12 protein-coding genes are annotated in these 17,319 nt (G+C 73.0%); 2 read left to right on the plus strand and 10 right to left on the minus strand.

Annotated elements, in window-relative coordinates; genetic code table 11:
* Nucleotides 1-110: 110 nt before the first annotated feature.
* The 4 genes from FQY83_RS13615 to FQY83_RS13630 form a co-directional block, all read right to left on the minus strand.
* The gene (locus FQY83_RS13615; RefSeq protein WP_146388499.1) at nucleotides 111-1,523 is read right to left on the minus strand and encodes a bifunctional enoyl-CoA hydratase/phosphate acetyltransferase; all 1,413 of its coding nucleotides are present in this window, start codon (nucleotides 1,521-1,523) and stop codon (nucleotides 111-113) included.
* Between the two features lie 152 nt (nucleotides 1,524-1,675).
* Nucleotides 1,676-2,539 carry a universal stress protein gene (locus tag FQY83_RS13620; RefSeq protein WP_146388500.1) on the minus strand — a complete coding sequence of 288 codons (864 nt, stop codon included), beginning with the start codon at nucleotides 2,537-2,539 and terminating at the stop codon, nucleotides 1,676-1,678.
* Nucleotides 2,536-5,307, minus strand: coding sequence for a cation-translocating P-type ATPase (locus FQY83_RS13625; protein ID WP_202878193.1), 2,772 nt, complete (start codon nucleotides 5,305-5,307; stop codon nucleotides 2,536-2,538). The genes FQY83_RS13620 and FQY83_RS13625 overlap by 4 nt, the downstream gene beginning before the upstream one ends.
* Nucleotides 5,297-5,932, minus strand: coding sequence for a phasin family protein (locus FQY83_RS13630; RefSeq protein WP_158636513.1), 636 nt, complete (start codon nucleotides 5,930-5,932; stop codon nucleotides 5,297-5,299). Before FQY83_RS13630 ends, FQY83_RS13625 begins: the two co-directional genes overlap by 11 nt.
* A gap of 250 nt (nucleotides 5,933-6,182) precedes the next feature.
* On the opposite strand from FQY83_RS13630, the gene FQY83_RS13635 reads away from it, so the two are divergent.
* Nucleotides 6,183-7,877 (plus strand): M28 family metallopeptidase, encoded by a 1,695-nt coding sequence (locus FQY83_RS13635; RefSeq protein WP_146388502.1) that lies wholly within the window; start codon nucleotides 6,183-6,185, stop codon nucleotides 7,875-7,877.
* 127 nt (nucleotides 7,878-8,004) lie between these two features.
* Here the strand turns inward: FQY83_RS13635 and FQY83_RS13640 are convergent, their stop codons facing one another.
* Both FQY83_RS13640 and FQY83_RS13645 read right to left on the minus strand, forming a co-directional pair.
* On the minus strand, nucleotides 8,005-9,600 hold the full coding sequence (locus tag FQY83_RS13640) for an alpha/beta hydrolase fold domain-containing protein (RefSeq protein WP_146388503.1): 1,596 nt from the start codon (nucleotides 9,598-9,600) through the stop codon (nucleotides 8,005-8,007).
* 29 nt (nucleotides 9,601-9,629) lie between these two features.
* Complete coding sequence (locus tag FQY83_RS13645) at nucleotides 9,630-11,060, minus strand: amidase family protein (protein ID WP_146388504.1); 1,431 nt, start codon at nucleotides 11,058-11,060, stop codon at nucleotides 9,630-9,632.
* Nucleotides 11,061-11,081: 21 nt separating this feature from the next.
* Between FQY83_RS13645 and FQY83_RS13650 the strand changes: the two genes are divergently transcribed.
* Complete coding sequence (locus FQY83_RS13650; protein WP_146388505.1) at nucleotides 11,082-11,261, plus strand: hypothetical protein; 180 nt, start codon at nucleotides 11,082-11,084, stop codon at nucleotides 11,259-11,261.
* A gap of 10 nt (nucleotides 11,262-11,271) precedes the next feature.
* Here FQY83_RS13650 and FQY83_RS13655 read toward each other — a convergent pair whose 3' ends face one another.
* The 4 genes from FQY83_RS13655 to FQY83_RS13670 form a co-directional block, all read right to left on the minus strand.
* Nucleotides 11,272-12,738, minus strand: coding sequence for an APC family permease (locus FQY83_RS13655; protein ID WP_146388506.1), 1,467 nt, complete (start codon nucleotides 12,736-12,738; stop codon nucleotides 11,272-11,274).
* 8 nt (nucleotides 12,739-12,746) lie between these two features.
* Nucleotides 12,747-14,708, minus strand: a complete 1,962-nt coding sequence (locus tag FQY83_RS13660) for a prolyl oligopeptidase family serine peptidase (protein ID WP_146388507.1) — start codon at nucleotides 14,706-14,708, stop codon at nucleotides 12,747-12,749.
* 350 nt (nucleotides 14,709-15,058) lie between these two features.
* Nucleotides 15,059-15,796 (minus strand): IclR family transcriptional regulator, encoded by a 738-nt coding sequence (locus FQY83_RS13665; RefSeq protein ID WP_146388508.1) that lies wholly within the window; start codon nucleotides 15,794-15,796, stop codon nucleotides 15,059-15,061.
* A 29-nt stretch (nucleotides 15,797-15,825) separates the two neighbouring features.
* Nucleotides 15,826-17,043, minus strand: a complete 1,218-nt coding sequence (locus tag FQY83_RS13670; protein ID WP_146388509.1) for a CaiB/BaiF CoA transferase family protein — start codon at nucleotides 17,041-17,043, stop codon at nucleotides 15,826-15,828.
* Between the last annotated feature and the right edge of the window lie 276 nt (nucleotides 17,044-17,319).

Here is a 17,319-nt window from a genome sequence, read left to right on the forward strand (position 1 = left end):
CGGCGAAGCCGGTCAATCTGCTTTCAGGCGGAAGCTGCGACAAATGCAGATTCCTTGCTACGCTCGGAATGACAGTTCCGTATTCTTCCCTGGGAACGGCCATCCCGCCCTCAAGGCGGCGTCTTGCGGTAGCGGTGCGCGAGCATCAGCGCGATCGCGCAGGACGCCAGCCGCGATTCGCGCGAATCGGCGCGGCTGGTCAGCACCACCGGCACCTTCGCGCCGAGCACGATGCCGGCGCTCGCCGCATCGCCCATGTACATCACCTGCTTGGCCAGCATGTTGCCGCTTTCCAGGTCCGGCACCACGAGGATGTCGGCCTGTCCCGCGACCTCGGAGACGATGCCCTTGGTGCGCGCGGCGGCGATCGACACCGCGTTGTCGAACGCCAGCGGCCCATCGAGCACGCCGCCGGCGATCTGGCCGCGGTCGGCCATCTTGCACAGCGCCGCGGCGTCGAGCGTGGCCGGCATCGACGGGGTGACGGTCTCCACCGCGGCGAGGATCGCGACCTTCGGCGCCTGCACGCCGATGACGTGGGCGAGGTCGATCGCGTTGCGGACGATGTCGGCCTTCTGTTCGAGGTCGGGCGCGAGGTTGATCGCGGCGTCGGTGACGATGAACGGGCGCGGGTAGTGCGGCGTCTGCAGCACGAAACAGTGGCTGACGCGGCGCTTGGTGCGCAGGCCGGATTCGCGCGCCACCACCGCCGACATCAGCTCGTCGGTGTGCAGGCTGCCCTTCATCAGCGCCTCGACCTTGCCCTCGCGCGCGAGTCCGGCCGCGCGCGCGGCGGCGGCGTGGCTGTGCGGCACGTCCTCGACGGCGAGGCCGGACAGGTCGATGCCGGCCTCGGCGGCGGCCGCTTCGAGCTTGTCGCGCGGTGCGATCAGCACCGGCTCGATCAGGCCGGCGTCGCGCGCGTCCAGCGCGCCCGACAAACTCAGCGCATCGCAGGGATGCACGACCGCGACGCGGATCGGCTCCAGCGGCGCGACGTGCGCGAGCAGGCGTTCGAGGCCGTCGTTGCCGGCGACGTCGAGGCGGATCTCCGGCAGCGCGCTGCGCACGCGTTCGATGCGCTCGTCCGGCGCGACCACCTCGGCTTCGCCCTCGATCGCGACCGTGCCGTCCTGCCGGGTGCAGCGACAGGCCAGGGTGACGCGGCGTGTGGCCGGGTCGAGTGCGGTCACCGTCACCGCGATCGCGAGCCGGTCGCCCGGCTTCACCGGCGCCAGGAAGCGCAGCGTCTGCCCGAGGTAGACCGTGCCCGGACCGGGCAGGCGCGTGCCCAGCACCGCCGAGACCAGCGCCCCGCCCCACATGCCGTGCGCGATCACGCCGGCGAAGCGCGTGGACGCGGCGAAGTCGGGATCCAGGTGCTGCGGGTTGACGTCGCCGGAGAGGATCGCGAACAGCTGGATGTCCTGCGGCGTGAGCGTGCGCTCGATGCAGGCGGACTCGCCGATGGCGAGTTCGTCGAAGGTGCGGTTGCGGAGGATGTGGAGGTTGTCGTCGTTCATGGGGATGCTTCAGGCCTCGTTCTTCAGCCCCTCCCCCCGCTTACGGGGGGAGGTTGGGAGGGGGGCGCTTTTCGCGGCTTCGGTGGCCCCCACCCCAACCCTCCCCCGCAAGCGGGGGAGGGAGCTGTTCTGCGCGCGGTGAAGGGCGTTCTTCACCCGCGAACCACCAGCGCATCCGCATCCACCGTGGTCAGGATCCGCCGTGCCACGCTGCCCACCACCAGCTCGTACACCGCGCCGCGCCCGTGCGTGCCGAGCACGACCAGGTCGTCCTCGAAGCTGTCCAGGTGCTGCTGCACCAGCCGCGCGGGATCGCCGTGCTCGACGCGCAGTTCGATCTCGCCATGCTCCAGCCCGGCCTCGCGCAGGAAGGCGCGGCCTTCCTCGCGCAGCTGCGTGGCGGTCTGCGTGACGGCCTGCTCCTGCGAACTGTCCATCAGCCCCAGCATCGGCACCTGGAAGCCGTGCAGGACGGTGATCGCCGCCGCCGGGAACAGCGCGCGGGCGCGCTGCAGGGCGTTCCGGCAGGGCCCGGAGAAATCGCTGGCGACCAGCAGGCGGCGATAGTCGCCGTGCACGCGCCGGCGCACCATCAGCAGCGAGGTGCCTTCGCGCCGCAGCAGTCGATCCACGGTCGAACCCAGCATCGTCGGCCCGATCACACCCTCGCGGACCGGACCGGTCACGACCAGCGCGTCACCCCCGATGCCGTCGAGGATCGGCGCGAGATGGTCGCCGGCCCGACCTTCGCCGACGCGCAGCTGCCAGCGACCTTCTTCCTCCGCGAACTCGCGGCGCAGCCTGCGCTCGGCCGCGAGCAGCGGCGACGGCTCCCGGTACCAGGCCGGGATCTCGTGCCGCGGCACCTGCTGCGCCAGCCGCTCCGACGCCTCCACCACGGTCGCGGCGATGGCCACGCCGCCGAAGCCGCGCGCCAGCGCGATCGCGCGGTCGGTCGCGCGGTCGCAGCGGAAGTCCAGGTCGGTCGCCAGCAGCACGGCGTTCGCTCCGCTCATGTCGTCGCTCCTCGGGGTTCGGCCGCCGCCGCGGCCTTCAGTTCATCGAAGACGCCGAGCCGGCGCAACAGCCATTTCTCGATCTCCAGCAGCGCCATCATCGCAGCACCGCCGGCCACGATCACCAAGCCTTCGAACACCGGCACCGGCCGGCTGTCGAACAGCGCGTGCATCCACGGCAGGTAGGTGAAGGCGAGCTGCGCCAGCACCACTGCGGCGATCGCCCACAGCACCGCCGGCGTGCCGCGCAGGCCGCGCAGCGAGAACGAGCTGCCGTGCAGGTAGCGCACGCTGAACAGGTAGAAGATCTCCATCACGCAGAACATGTTGACCACCATGGTGCGCGCGGTCTCGAGGTCGTGCCCGCGCGCCTGTGCCCAGCCGAACACGCCGAAGGCGCCGGCGCTGAACAGCAGCGACACCAGCACGATCCGCCACAGCATGAACGGCGAGACCAGCGCCGCGTCGCGGCGCCGCGGCGCCCGCGCCATCACCCCGGCTTCCGGCGGCTCGAACGCCAGCGACAGGCCCAGCGTCACCGTCAGCACCATGTTGATCCACAGGATCTGCGGCGGCGTCATCGGCAGCACCCAGCCGAAGGCGATCGCCAGCACCACCGCCAGCGCCTCGCCGCCGTTGGTCGGCAGCGTCCACGCCACCACCTTGCGGATGTTGTCGTAGACCGCGCGGCCCTCGTGCACGGCGGCGGCGATCGAGGCGAAGTTGTCGTCGGCCAGCACCATGCCGCTGGCCTCCTTCGCCGCCTCGGTGCCCTTGTGGCCCATGGCGATGCCGATGTCGGCCTGCTTGAGCGAGGGCGCGTCGTTGACGCCGTCGCCGGTCATCGCCACCGTATGCCCGCGCGACTGCAGCGCGCGCACGATACGCAGCTTGTGCTCGGGCGTGGTGCGCGCGAACACGCTGGCTTCCGCGGCGAGCGCGGGCAGGTCGGCATCGGCCACGCCTTCGAGCTCCTGCCCGGTGACCACGCGCACCTCGTCGGCCAGGTGCAGCTGGCCGGCGATCGCCGCGGCGGTCGCGGCGTGGTCGCCGGTGATCATCTTCACCGCGATGCCCGCGGCGCGGCAGTCGGCGACGGCGTCGATCGCCTCTTCGCGCGGCGGGTCGATGAAGCCGACGATGCCGGCGAACACCAGCCCGCCCACGTCCTCCAGCCCGAACCGCTCCGGCACGCGCTCGAGCCGGCGCCAGGCGAAGCCGAGCACGCGCTGGCCCTCGGCGCCGGCGGCGTCGATCGCGCGCTGCCAGAACGCCGCGTCCAGCGGTTCCGCGCCGCCGTCGCGCCCGGACTGGCGCGCGCTGAGCGCGAGCACCTGCTCGGGCGCGCCCTTGACGCAGACCAGCGCACCGGCGTCCTCGGCGTCGGCGTGCAGGGTGGCCATGAAGCGGTGCGCGGCGTCGAACGGCACCTCGTCCAGGCGCGGATGCGCATTGCGCATCGCCGCGCCGTCAAAGCCGGCCTTGCCCGCGAGCGCCAGCAGCGCGCCCTCCATCGGATCACCGTCGACGCGCCAGCGCGCGCCCTCGCCCTGGTGCAGCTGCGCGTCGTTGCACAGCAGGCCGATGCGGGCCACGCGCTGCGCGGCCGCCAGCGCCGCGTCGCCGCCGTCGCGCGCGGCCAGCGCGCCGACGGGCGCATAGCCGCCGCCGTCGGCCAGCGCCCGCCCGGCGGTGGTGGCGACGCTGCGCGCGCTCATCTCGTTGCGGGTCAGGGTGCCGGTCTTGTCCGAGCAGATCACCGTGGTCGCACCCAGCGTCTCCACCGCCGGCAGCCGCCGCACGATGGCGTTGCGCGCGGCCATGCGGCGCACGCCGATGGCCAGGGTGATGGTGATCACCGCCGGCAGGCTCTCGGGCACCACGCCGACCGCGAGCGCGACCACGATCATCAGCGCGTCGAGCCAGCCGTAGTCGCGCACGCCGATCGCGAACGCGAACAGCGCCGCGGCCGCGACCAGCGCGACCGCGGTGAACGCCCGGCCGAAGCGCGCGATCTGCTGCAGCAGCGGCGTGGTCAGCGTCTCGACCTGCTCGAGCAGGGCACCGATGCGGCCCATCTGCGTGTGCGTGCCGGTGGCGACCGCCACCGCCGTCGCCTGCCCGGCCGCGACCAGGGTGCCCGAGTACAGCATCGAGGCGCGGCTGCCGAGGTCGGCGTGTTCCGCGACCGGATCGGCCAGCTTCTCGACCGGCACCGATTCGCCGGTCAGCACCGATTCGTCCACGCGCAGGCCGCGGCCGCGCAGCAGGCGCGCGTCGGCCGGCACGCGGTCGCCGGCCTCCAGCAGCAGCACGTCGCCCGGCACCAGCGTCTCCACCGCCACCTGCGCGCGCGCGCCGCCGCGCAGCACGCGCGCCGAGGGCGCCAGCATCGAGCGCAGCGCCGACAGCGCCTGCTCGGCGCGACCCTCCTGCACGAAGCCGACGATGGCGTTGATGGCGACCACGGCGACGATCACCGCGGCGTCGACGCGGTGGCCGAGCGCGAACGCGACCACGCCCGCCGCCAGCAGGAACAGGATCAGCGGATCGTTGAACTGGCGCAGGAGCCGCCGCCAGCCCGGTGTGCGCGCGGGGCTGGGCAGCGCGTTCGGGCCGAAGCGCTGCAGCCGGCGCGCGGCCTCGGCCGGTTCGAGGCCGTCGGGCGTCGCCGCGAGCTGGCGCAGGACCGCTTCCGCATCGATCGCGTGCCAGGCGGCGGCACCGGCTGCCGCCTCGGCCGCGATCGCCGCGGACTCAGCCGCCACGCCGGCGCGATCCCTTCTTCGCCGGCTTCTTCGCTGCGGGCTTCCTGCTTGCGGGAGCGGACTTCTTCACGGCGGGCTTCTTCTTCGCAACCGCTTTCTTTGCGACGGTCGCCTTCTTCGCAGGCGCTGCGGGCTTGCGCGGTGCGCGCACGACCGGGGCGGCCGGCGCCACCGGCGCCAGCGCCGCGATGCCCGCGTCCCAGTTCGACAGCAGCGACCGCCACGCCTCCGCCAGGCCCGGCGCGGCGTCGAGGCCAAGGTCGAGGTCGACCCCGTTCCAGGCCTCGGCCAGCGCCTGCTGCCAGTCCTGCAGTGCCTCCAGCACGCCGCTGGCGAAACTGTCCTGCGCCTGCAGCGCGATCTGGTTCAGCGCCTGGCCGTCGCCCACGCGCTGCTCGGCCTGCCGCCAGAACGCCTCCACCGGCAGCGCCGCCAGCGCCTGCCAGTCGCCGCCGCGCATCAGCTTGCGCAATCCGGCGTCGAGTTCCGCCGCGCCCCCGCCCGCGGCGCGGGTGCCGAGCTCCAGCCAGTCGCGGCCGCTGTCCTGGACCAGTTGGCCGATGCGCAGCTGCAGGTCCAGGTTGGCCTTCCACAGCGCCAGTGCCAGGTCGGAGGCATTGCCCATGTCGTCACCTCGTGCGTTCGATGTGGGGGAATCGCCGCAGGCACGCTGCGCGGAGGCAGGCGCCCACGATGATGTTCGCGGGTGCGCGCCGGGACCGCATTGACCACGATCAATCCGGCGGGCCGGCGTCGCGCATCCAGCGCCATCATAGGCGCGGGATGTTGCCGCGACATGTTGCCGCCGCATTGTCGCGCACCGGCCCCGGTGCTAGCGTCGGCCTCCCGCCGCCCCCGCCGGAGCCACGACGCCCATGACCCTGCGCCTGCCGCCGCTGCTCCTGCTGCTGCCCTGCCTCGCGCTCGCCGCCTGCCAGCGCGAGGCGGCGCCGGTGGCGACGCCCGCGGACATGGCGGCCGAATCCGCCCCGCCGGCCGCGCCGAAGCCGCCCAACGACAGCCCGGCCGGCCAGCGCATCGAGGCCGACGTGCGCGCGCTGGCCGACGACGCGATGGAGGGCCGCGAGACCGGCACGCCGGGCTACGACCGTGCCGCCGAGTACGTGGCGAAGCGCTACGCGGAGATCGGCCTCGAACCGGCCGGCGACGACGGCACGTTCTTCCAGACCGTACCGCTGCTCAGGGCGACCCTGCAGGCCGACGGCGCCCGCTTCGAGATCCTGCGCGACGGCAAGGCCAGCGCGCTGAAGTTCCGCGACGAATTCCTGCCGACGCCGAACTACAACGCGCCCGAAGCCGAACTGGAAGCGCCGGCGGTGTTCGTCGGCCAGGCCGTGCACGCGCCGGACCTCGGCCACGACGACTTCGCCGGGCTCGACCTGCGCGGGAAGATCGCGGTGCTGTTCGGCGGCGCACCTGCCGCCTTCGGCGACACCCAGCGCGCCTTCCATTCCTCGGGGCGCGAGAAGCTGCGCAACATCGTCGAGCGCGGCGCGATCGGCGTGGTCTACGTCAACACCGCCGAGGACGAGGTGCGCTACCCGTGGGCGCGCGCGGTGCAGAACGCGGACAAGCCGTCGATGCGGCTGCGCGGCGCCGACGGGCGCGGCATCGACACCTTCCCGCAGCTGCAGGCCGGCGCCGTGGTCAGCGCCGCGGCGGCGGACGCGCTGTTCGCCGGCGGCGACCAGTCGGCGGCGATGCTGTTCGACGCCGCACGCGCGGGAACGCTGAAGGGCTTCGCCCTGCCCGGCACGCTGCGGCTGGCCGGACGCACGAGGATCGAGCCGCTGGACTCGCGCAACGTGGTCGGCCGCATCGCCGGCAGCGATCCCGCGCTCGCGGCCGAGCACGTCGTCTACACCGCGCACCTGGACCACGTCGGCATCGGCGTCGAGGTCGAGGGCGACGGCATCTACAACGGCGCGCTCGACAACGCGCTGGGCGTGGCGATCCTGCTCGAGGCCGCGCGCGAGCTGAAGGACGGCGCGCCGCCGAAGCGCTCGCTGGCCTTCGTCGCGCTGACCGCGGAGGAGAAGGGCCTGCTTGGCGCGGAATGGTTCGCCCACCATCCGTCGGTCGAAGGCCCGCTGGTCGCCAACCTCAACATGGACATGCCGATGCTGACCGCGCCGACCACCGACGTGGTGCCGATCGGCGTCGAGCATTCCTCGCTCAAGGGCGCGCTGGAGACGGCGGCGGCCGAGGTCGGCGTGGCGCTGTCGCCGGACCCGTTCCCGGAAGAAGTGGTGTTCGTGCGCAGCGACCAGTACGCCTTCGTGCGCGCCGGCGTGCCGGCGGTGTACCTGAGCGGCGGCGTGGTCGGCGCGAACAAGGACCAGGACCCGAAGGTCGCGATGACCTGGTTCCTGCGCAACTGCTACCACCAGCCCTGCGACGAGGTCGACCTGCCGATTTACTACGGCGACGCCGCGCGGCTGGCGACGCTCAATGCGCGCATCGGGCGGATCGTGGGCGATGCGGCGGAACGGCCGCGGTGGAACGAGGGGGATTTCTTCGGGGAGCGGTTTGGTGGGGCGCGCGATTGAGCGATGCGGCGGGCGGTGGCCCCCACCCCAACCCTCCCCCGCAGGCGGGGGAGGGAGTCAAAAGTTCGTAGGTCGGCCCTACGCGGCCGACGCTGGAGGTTGACGGCGTCGGGGACGTAGCCCCGACCTACCCCCCACCCAGCACGCGATTGAGCCAGCGCACGCCGTCGTCGATCGCCGCGCGCGCCGTTGCCGATACCGCCACCGCCTCGATGAAGCTGTGCGGCGCGCCGGGATACACCTTCGCCTGCACCTGCACGCCGGCCGCGAGCAGCGCGCCGGCCATCTGCAGGTTCTGCTCGCAGACCACGTCGCATTCGCCGACCTGCACGAAGGTGGGCGGCACATCGCGCAGGTCGGCCAGCAGCAGCGCCGCGTACGGGTCGCGCTTGCTCGCCTCGTGCGGGACGTAGAGGTTCCAGAAATCGCGCACCTCGTCGCCGGTGAGCATGTCCTGCGGCGTGCCGTAGCGCTGCAGCGAGGCCGGCGGGCAGTCCGGGCCGAAGCCGCCGTAGAGGCTCAGGATCGCCTTGATGATCCCGCCCTCGCCGGCGTCGCGCAGCTTCAGCGCCGCGCCCAGCGACAGGCTGCCGCCGGCCGAGTCGCCGCCGAAGGCGAGGCGGTCGCCGTCGAGCCCGTGTTCGCCGCCGTGTGCGCGCAGCCAGCGCGCGACCGCGACCACCTGGTTGAGCGCGGCGGGATATGGCGCCTCCGGCGCCAGCGCGTAGTCGACGCCGACCACCGCCAGGCGCCCGCGCGCGGCGTACTCGCGCATCACGCGGTCGTGGGTGTCGAGGCTGAACATCGCCCAGCCGCCGCCGTGCAGGTAGACCAGCGTCGGTTTGGCCTCGCCCGGCGCGGGATCGTGAATGCGCAGGCGCACCGGGCCGGCGTCGGTCGCGGCCTCGACCTCCTGCGTGCGCGCCATCTCCGGCCCGCCTTCGCGCCACGGCCTGCGCGTGAGTTCGGCGAGCTCGCGGCGCGTCGGCCAGTCCAGCGTGCGGCCCTGCGCCAGCTGCTGCCAGCGGGCGCGCACGTCGTTGATGAAACGCATGATCTCCGGATCAAACGACGCTGGCGGCGGCAGCGCCTGCGCGATCGCCTCGGGCGGGCGCGATGCGCCGAAGCGCCGCATCCAGTCCGCGAGTTCCGCCTGCCCGGTGATGTCGAGCGCCTGCAGGATGTCGTGGAAGACGTCGTCGCGTTCGTCCTGGCCGAGCTTGAAGCTGCCGCGCACGCTGCGCACGTGGGCGTGGAAACCGACCACGCCCTGGACCAGCTGCTCGTAGCGTTCGCCGACCTCGGCGATGCGCCACGGCGACGGGTTGCCGTCCTCCACCTGCGCCACCAGCCGCTGCAGCAGCGCATCGGCGTCGGCGCGGGTGTCGCGCAGCTCGACCTCGACCTCGAACACCGCGCAGGCGTAGTTCCAGGTTGGCGCGCGCGTGCGGTCGCGGAACCACGAGGGCGAGATCGCGCCCTGCGGGCCAAGGAACAGGATCGTGGCGCGCGGGTCCTCCGCCAGCGCGGCGACCTGCGGGTTGCGGCGGGCGAAGTGGCCGACCAGACGCACGGGGTGGCCGTCGTCGTCGCAGTCGAGCTGGATCGGCAGCGGCGTGGCGCCGAGCGCGCCGGCGTGGCCGGTGATCACCCAGGCCAGCGGATGCTGCGCGACCAGGTCGGCGAAGTCGGAAGGGTTTTGCGGGGAGAACGGCGTGCTCATGCGGGGATCGGAAAAAGGGACACGGAAAGTCAGGGCTGCGGCGGCGTCGCCACCGAATGCGCGGGCCAGCGCTCGCGCCACGGCAGCGCGGCCTCGAGCTCGTAGGCCAGCGCGAGCAGGACGTCCTCGCGGCCGCGGTCGGCGGCGAACATGCTGCCCAGCGGCAGGCCGTCGCCGTCGTGGAACAGCGGCAGCGAGATCGCGGGCGTGCCGGCGAGGTTCTGCAGCGGGGTGTAGCTGATCCAGTCGAACATCGTCGGCATCAGGACCTCCACCGGCACCGAGGGGCCGTAGCGGCCGAGCGCCGGCGTCGGCCCATTGACCACCGGCGACAGCAGCACGTCGTACTGCGCGTGGAAGGCGGCGAACTGCGCCGGCAGCCGCGCGAGCTGCGCGTAGCCGCGTTCGAGCGCGTCGGTGGACAGGGCCATCGCGCGTTCGCCCAGCGCCAGCGTCCACGGCTCCAGCGCGTCCTCCAGCCGGCGCCCGCCGAGCAGCGGCCGCACCGCGTCGACGCAGTCGGCGCCGAGGTGGGTCCAGATGTCCTGGAACGCCGACAGCATCGCGCCGCCGTCGACCGGCCAGTCCACGGCCTCGACGCGATGGCCGAGCGAGGCGCACAGGTCGGCGCTGCGGCGGATCGCGTCGGCCACGTCGGGATGCGGCGCGGCGCCGAGCAGGCTGGTATCGACCACGCCGATGCGCAGCCGCGCCGATGACGCAGCGGTCACCATCGCGCGCCGCGGATCGGCGTGCGCGGCGGCGAAGCCCCAGGCCACGTCGCGCACGCTGCGCGCCATCAGGCTGTCACCGACCAGCAGGTCCTCGATCATGTGTCGCGCGCGCACGCGCACCGTGCTGTCGCGTCCGGGCTTGAGGCCGACGATGCCGCAGCAGGCGGCGGGCAGGCGGATCGAGCCGCCGCCGTCGCTGCCCTGCGCCAGCGGCACCAGGCCGGCGGCGACCGCGGCGCCGGCGCCGCCGCTGGAACCGCCGGGCGAATGCGCGAGCGACCACGGGTTGCGCGTGACCGGACCGAGCAGCGGCTCCGTCGAGCCGAGCAGGCCGAACTCGGGCATCGTCGACTTGCCGACCGCGACCAGCCCCTGCGCCTGCAGGCGCTCGACATAGGCGTAACCGCGCGCGGCGAGCACGTTGCTGCGGCTGCGCGAGCAACTGCGCGTCGGCATCCCGGGCACGTCCAGCGAATCCTTGGCCAGCCACGGCACGCCGGCCAGCGGCGCATCGGGCAGGCCGTCGTCGAGCTGTGCGCGCGCCAGCGCGTCGGCGCGATGGCAGACCGCGCCCAGCGCCGGATCCAGCGCCTCGATGCGCAGCAGCGCGGCTTCGACCAGCTCGCGCGCGGAGACGTCACCGGCGCGGCGCAGCGCCGACTGGTCGTGCGCGTCGAGCCGGCCCAGTTCGAAGGCGTCGCGCAGGGTGATGTGGTTTGCGTTCATTCGTTCGGAGATTTTGTTTCAGTGCGCAGGTTGTTCACGGAAACAACTTCAACCACAGCCGTCATCCCGGCGAAAGCCGGAAGCGCTTTACAACAGCGCGAAGCGCTGGTCATCCATTTTGATTTGTCGCGCAAGGGCAACGGCACAATGGATCCCGGCTTTCGCCGGGATGACGACAGGAGAATGTTCGGGATTGCTTGAGTCAGGCCCATCATGGTGCTCGTGCCCTCGCATCCCGCGCCAGCGCACGCTCGCGCCCGTAGTAGCGATACATCAGCCAGCCCACCAGCGCATAGCCGCCCAGCAGCAATGCCGGCAGCCAGTCGCCGCGCCGCGCCTGGCCGAGGATGTCGAGCGCGACCGGCACCACCATCGCCACGCTGGCGAGGATCGCCACCACCGGCACCACGCCGAACCAGACGCCGCCGATCGTCGGCCCGCCCAGCGGCACGCGGAAGCGGCGCTCGAGGTCGGGCCGCGTGCCGCGCAGCCGGATCAGGCTGACCGCGACGACGACGAACATGAAGGCGACGCCGAACGAGATGATGTCGGCCATCACCGCGATCGGCAGCACCGCGGCGTTGAACGCGGCGATCGCGGCGAGGATCAGGTTCGCCTTCCACAGGCTGCCGCGCCGGGCGTGGACGTGGGTGAGCACGTCCGGCAGCAGGCCGTCGCGCGCCATCGCGTAGCACACGCGCGAATGCCCGAAGGCGTTCGCCAGCAGCACCGAGCCCAGGCCGGCGAGCGCGCCGATCTTGATCAGCACCGCGAAGCCGGGCCAGCCGATGCGGTCCACCGCCAGCGCGATCGGATCGGGCACGCCCAGCTCGCGGAACGGCACCAGCCCGGTCAGCACGATCCCGGTCGCCACGTACAGCAGGGTGCACGCGATGAGCGCGCCGAGGATGCCGATCGGCACGTCGCGCTGCGGGTCGCGCGTTTCCGCGGCCGCGGTCGACACCGTCTCGAAGCCGAGGAAGGCGAAGAACAGCAGCGAGGCCGCGCGCACCACGCCTTCCCAGCCGTAGGTGAAGCCGCCTTCGTTCGCCGGCACGAACGGCGTCCAGTTGGCCGGATCCACCGCCGTCGCGCCGATCGCGATGAAACCCGCCAGCACCGCGACCTTGACCACGACCAGGATCGTGTTCGCGAGCGAGGAGCGCGAGATGCCCAGCGCCAGGATGCCGCCGGCCGCCAGCACCGCCAGCGCCGCCACCAGGTTCGCGCCGGCGCCGCGCGAGAGCACGATGTGGCCGTGCTCGAGGCTGGCGCGCACCAGCGGCGTGCTGACCGCCTCGGGCAGGGGCAGGCCGAAGCCGGCGAGCAGGCTGCCCAGGTAACCGGCGAAGCCCACCGCCAGCAGCGAGGCCGCCACGCTGAATTCGAGGAACAGCAGCCAGCCCAGCGCCCAGGCAGGCCCCAGCCCCAGCGCCTCGCGACAGTACGAGTACGAGGAACCCGACACCGGCATCGCCGCCGCCAGTTCCGCATAGCACAGCCCGACCAGCACGCAGGCGAATCCGGCGAGCGCGAACGACACCGTCACCGCCGGCCCCGCGAACTGCGCCGCCGCGGTGCCGGTCATCACGTACACGCCGGCGCCGAGGATGTTGGCGATGCCGAGCACCAGCAGCGCGCGCCAGTCGAGCAGGCGCCTGAGTCCGGTGTCCGCCATCGCCCGCCTCAGCCGCGGCTATCGTCCGCGCCGGGCGCGCGCTGCGGCACCTCGCCCCAGCGGCGGTCAACCGCCCAGATCGCGAAGGCGAGATAGGCCGCCTGCTGCTCCGGCTGCGGGTACGCGCCCCACGCCGACAGGTGCCCGCCCGCCGGCGCGGTGTACGACAGGATCGGCTGGCCGCCGGTGGTCAGCGAACGCGCCTTGATCGCGAACTTCACCGGCTCCCAGAACGAGACCGCGTCGTCGTCCACCACTGCGGTGGTGAACCAGGCCGGCAGCGGCGCCGCCGGCAGGTGGTCATAGGGCGAGAAGCTTTCGACGAAGGCGTGTTCGAGCGGATCGGCCGGATCGCCCCAGATCGGGATGCCGGCGCCGCGGAGCGGATGGTCCTGGTAGCGTTCGAGCGTGGTCAGCACGTCCATGAACGCCACCGGCGCGATCAGCCCGGCCCACAGCTCCGGGCGGCGGTTGCCGACCACGCCCATCAGCGTGCCGCCGGCCGACAGGCCGAAGGCGACGATGCGCCCGCGCGTGCCGTAGCCCGCATCGGCGAGGTGTTCGGCGCAGGCGATGAAGTCGTCGTGGGTGGTCTTCTTGCCGGTGCGCAGCGTCGGCAGCCACCAGCCGGCGCCGCGTTCGCCGCCGCCGCGCACGTGCGCGATCGCGTGCACCCAGCCCTGCTCGACCAGCGCCAGCGCGGCGGCGTCGAAGCGCGCGTCGATCGACAGCCCGTAGCCGCCGTAGGCGATCTGCATCAGCGGCGCGCTGCCGTCGAGCGCCTGCCCGGCGCGCATCAGCACCGTGACCGGCACCTGCGCGCCGTCCGCGGCCGGTACCACCAGGCGACGCACTTCAAAGCGCGCCGGATCGAACGCGGGCGCGGGGTCGAGCGCTTCGTGGCGACCGCTGGCGAGGTCGAGGCGCCGCCGCGCGCGCGGCGTGCGCGGCGATTCCAGACTGAAATCGAGGTGCGCGCTGCGCCCATCCTGCCCGGCCGGCACCTCGAGCGCGTAGGCGGCCTCGTCGAAGGCGACATCCCGCTCGCGGCCGTCGCGCGACATGAGCACCAGCCGCGGCAGCGCGTCGCGCAGTTCCTCGCGCACCAGCACGCCGTCGAACGGGTGCAGGCCGGTGATGACGCGGCCGGGCAGGTGCGGCACCAGCACCTGCCAGTGCACGCGGCCGGGCCGGTCGAGCGGCGCGGTCAGCAGCTGGAAGTCGAAGGCGCCGTCGGCGTTGCTGCGCACCACCAGGCCGCCGTTCCATTCGTCGACGTCGTACTCGTGCTCCGGCGCGCGCGGCTCGACCAGCACCGGCGGATCGAGCGGACGCGCGGTCGCGAGCAGGCGCACCTCGCTGCTGCGCTGGCCCTGGCTGCGCAGCACGACGAGGTTGCGCAAGGCGCTCGGACGCAGGCTGACGGCGAACGCGGGATCGGATTCGGCGTAGACGACGGCGTCGGTGCCGGCGACGACATCGCGGCGCAGCACCGTGGCCGGCGCGCCTTCGGACGCGGGACGCAGCCAGAACACGTGGCGGCCGTCGGGCGTGACCAGCGACTGTCCCGGCGCCGCACCGTCGATGGCGGGCGCGTCGGACGCGTCGGCTTCGGCCGGACGCAGCGCATTCAAGGCCTCGATGCGCGCGCGCAGCTGCGCCTGCAGCGGCTGCGTCGGCGCCAGCATCGCCTCGGTGTAGGCGTTTTCGGCATCGATCTGGGCGCGGATCGGCGCTTCGAGCGTGGACGGGTCGCGCAGCACCGCGAACCAGTCCTTCGGCCGCAGCCAGGCGTAGTCGTCGAGGCGGGCATGGCCGAAGCGGCCGACCGTTTCCGGGACGCGCTTCGCCACCGGCGGCAGCGGCCAGGGGGACGCGGCGGCGGATGTCGCCGCGGCGAGCGCGCGGGGCAACAGCGCGGCGGCGAGCGCGACGGCGGAACCGGCGAGGAAATCGCGGCGCGTGCTCATCGGCGGTGGTCCCGGCGCCCGCGTGTCGGATGGATGCACATGTCCGGCTCGTCCCCTTGCGTCAGTGCGACGGACCGATGCGTCGTCGCGGAATGGTCGAAGTCCCGCCCGGCGGACGCGAATCTGCGCGGGATCGGAACCGGGGTTGTAGCGCGATCCGGCACGCGCGTGCACCGATGCCGGCGGACTTACCCATCGTTTTCCCGGCTTTACCCGGTCGCTGGCGTGTCGCGGGCGTCATGCCCACGGTCCGTAGGAGCGGCTTCAGCCGCGACCGGGCGTTCGACGAAGTCTGGACGCAGGGTCGCGCCTGAAGGCGCTCCCACCAACGATGGCGCGCGATGCCGGCCTCAGGACGCCGACGCCTCGAACCCCGCGATCGCCTCGCGCATGGCCTGCGCGATCTCCGCCCGCCGCGAGAGGCAGCGAGATACCGGCCCGGCCACCACGACCGCCAGCCGTCGCGCCGGGAACGGCAGCGGCAGCGAGACGCCGGCGAGGTCGGGCAGGAATTCGCTGTCGCTCTGGTGGTAGCCGCGCGCGTCGGCCTCGCGCAGCGCCAGCTCCACCGCGTCCGGCGACAGCGGCGTGGTGTCGGAATAGCGTTCGAAGCCGAGCTTGCGGTACAGCGCCTTGCGCTCGGCCGGCGTGGCCTGCACCAGCAGCGCGCGTCCGAGCGAGCTGGCGTGGATCGGGATGCGGTCGCCGACGCGGGCGAAGAAGCGCACCGCGTGCGTGGACTCGACCACGTCCAGCAGGCTGGCATGGGTGCCGGCCGCGGCGCCGATCGCGGTGGTCTCGCCGGTGGCGCGCGCGATCGCGACGGCGAGCTCGTGCAGCGATTCGGGCAGCGGCTCGCCGTCGGCGACGTCCTGCGCCAGCAGCAGCCAGCGGCGCGTGGGGTAGTAGGCGCGGCGGACCTGCGGTTCGTACAGGAAGCCGGCGTCGACGAGCGTGCCGACGAGGTTGTGGGTGCTCGAGCGCGGCCAGCCGAGGTCGTCCGAGATCTCGGCCAGCGTCGCCGGGCGCTGGCGCCGGGCGAAGTATTCGAGCAGTTCGAGGACGTTGGCGGCCTGGCGGACGTGCATGCGCGTGATCGTTGTGAGGGGCGGGCACTCTAGCCGTTTTCGCCGGCGGACGATGGGAGCAGCAGCACGCCTTCGTCGATCAGCGCGCGGATCGTCGCGTCGTCGAGGCCGGCTTCGCGCAGCACTTCGACGCCGTGCTCGCCCTGGCGCGGTGCGGGCGACGGTGGCGGCGACACGCTGTCGGACCAGCGCACCGCCGGCGCGGTCCCGCGCAGGCGACCTTGGGTGGGATGCTCGAACGCCTGGAAGAAGCCGACCGCCGCCAGGTGCGGATCGGCCAGCAGGCCCGGCACGTCGTGCATCGGCATCGCCGGCACGTCGATGCGTTCGAGCAGCGCCAGCCACTCGCCGGTGGTGCGTTCGCGGAAGCGCTCGCCGAGGAAGGCGTAGACGTGGTCGATGTTGGCGCTGCGGCTGGCGAAGCTGGCGAAACGCGGATCGCGCCGCGGCAGGTCGGCCTCGCCGAGTTCGGCCAGCAGCGCCGTCCAGTGGCGGTCGGTGTAGACCAGGGCGCAGATGTGGCCGTCACGGGTGCGGTAGGGGCGGCGGTGGCGCGAGAGCAGCCGCGCATAGCCCTCCCCTTCGAGCGGCGGTTCGAAGCTCGCGCCGGACAGGTGGTCGCTGAGCACCAGCGCGGCCATGGTCTCGAACATCGGGATCTCGATCTCCTGCCCGCGTCCGCTGCGCTCGCGCGCGAACAGCGCGGCGCAGATCGCGCCGACCGCGGAGATCCCGACCACGCGGTCGGCCAGTGCGGTCGGCACGTAGCGCGGGGTACCGTCGCCGGCCCTGGCGATCCAGTACGACAGGCCGGAGGCGCCCTGGATCAGGTCGTCGTAGGCGGGCCGGCCCGAGTAGGGGCCGCCGCTACCGAAGCCGCACAGGCTGGCGTACACCAGCCGCGGGTGGTCCGGCGCCAGCGCGGCGTAGTCCAGCCCCAGCCGCGCGATCGCCTGCGGTCGCAGGTTGTGCACCAGCACGTCGGCGCCGCGCAGCAGCGCGAGCAGGGCGTCGCGTCCGCGCGGGTGCTTGAGGTCGAGGCAGAGCCCGCGCTTGCCGCGGTTGGAGTTGAGGAACAGCGCGCCCATGCCGTCGTGGCGGGCGGGACCGACCTGGCGGATCACGTCGCCGTCCGGCGCCTCCACCTTGACCACGTCCGCGCCCATCTCGGCCAGCGCCTGGGTCGCGTGCGGGCCCATCAGCACGGTCGACAGGTCGACGACGCGGATGCCGTCTAGCGGTCCCATGGCGAAGGCTCCTGTGGAAGGTTCTGGCCGAAGTCGTCATCCCCGCACAGATGCCCGCCGTCATCCCCGCGAAGGCGGGGACCCAGTGTCTTCGGCTCTTCAAAAGCAAAGACACTGGATCCCCGCCTTCGCGGGGATGACGAGTTGTAGTGCCCCCGCCTTCGCGGGGATGACGGCCCGTGGTGCACGCACCTTCGCAGGGACGACGGACCGAAGGTCCTCCCCTTCCCGCCGTTCGCGGGAAACGCGCATTGCAGTGCAGCAGGCAGGACACCG

Origin of the sequence: Luteimonas marina, assembly GCF_007859325.1 — a bacterium.
Classification (GTDB): Bacteria; Pseudomonadota; Gammaproteobacteria; order Xanthomonadales; family Xanthomonadaceae; genus Luteimonas; species Luteimonas marina.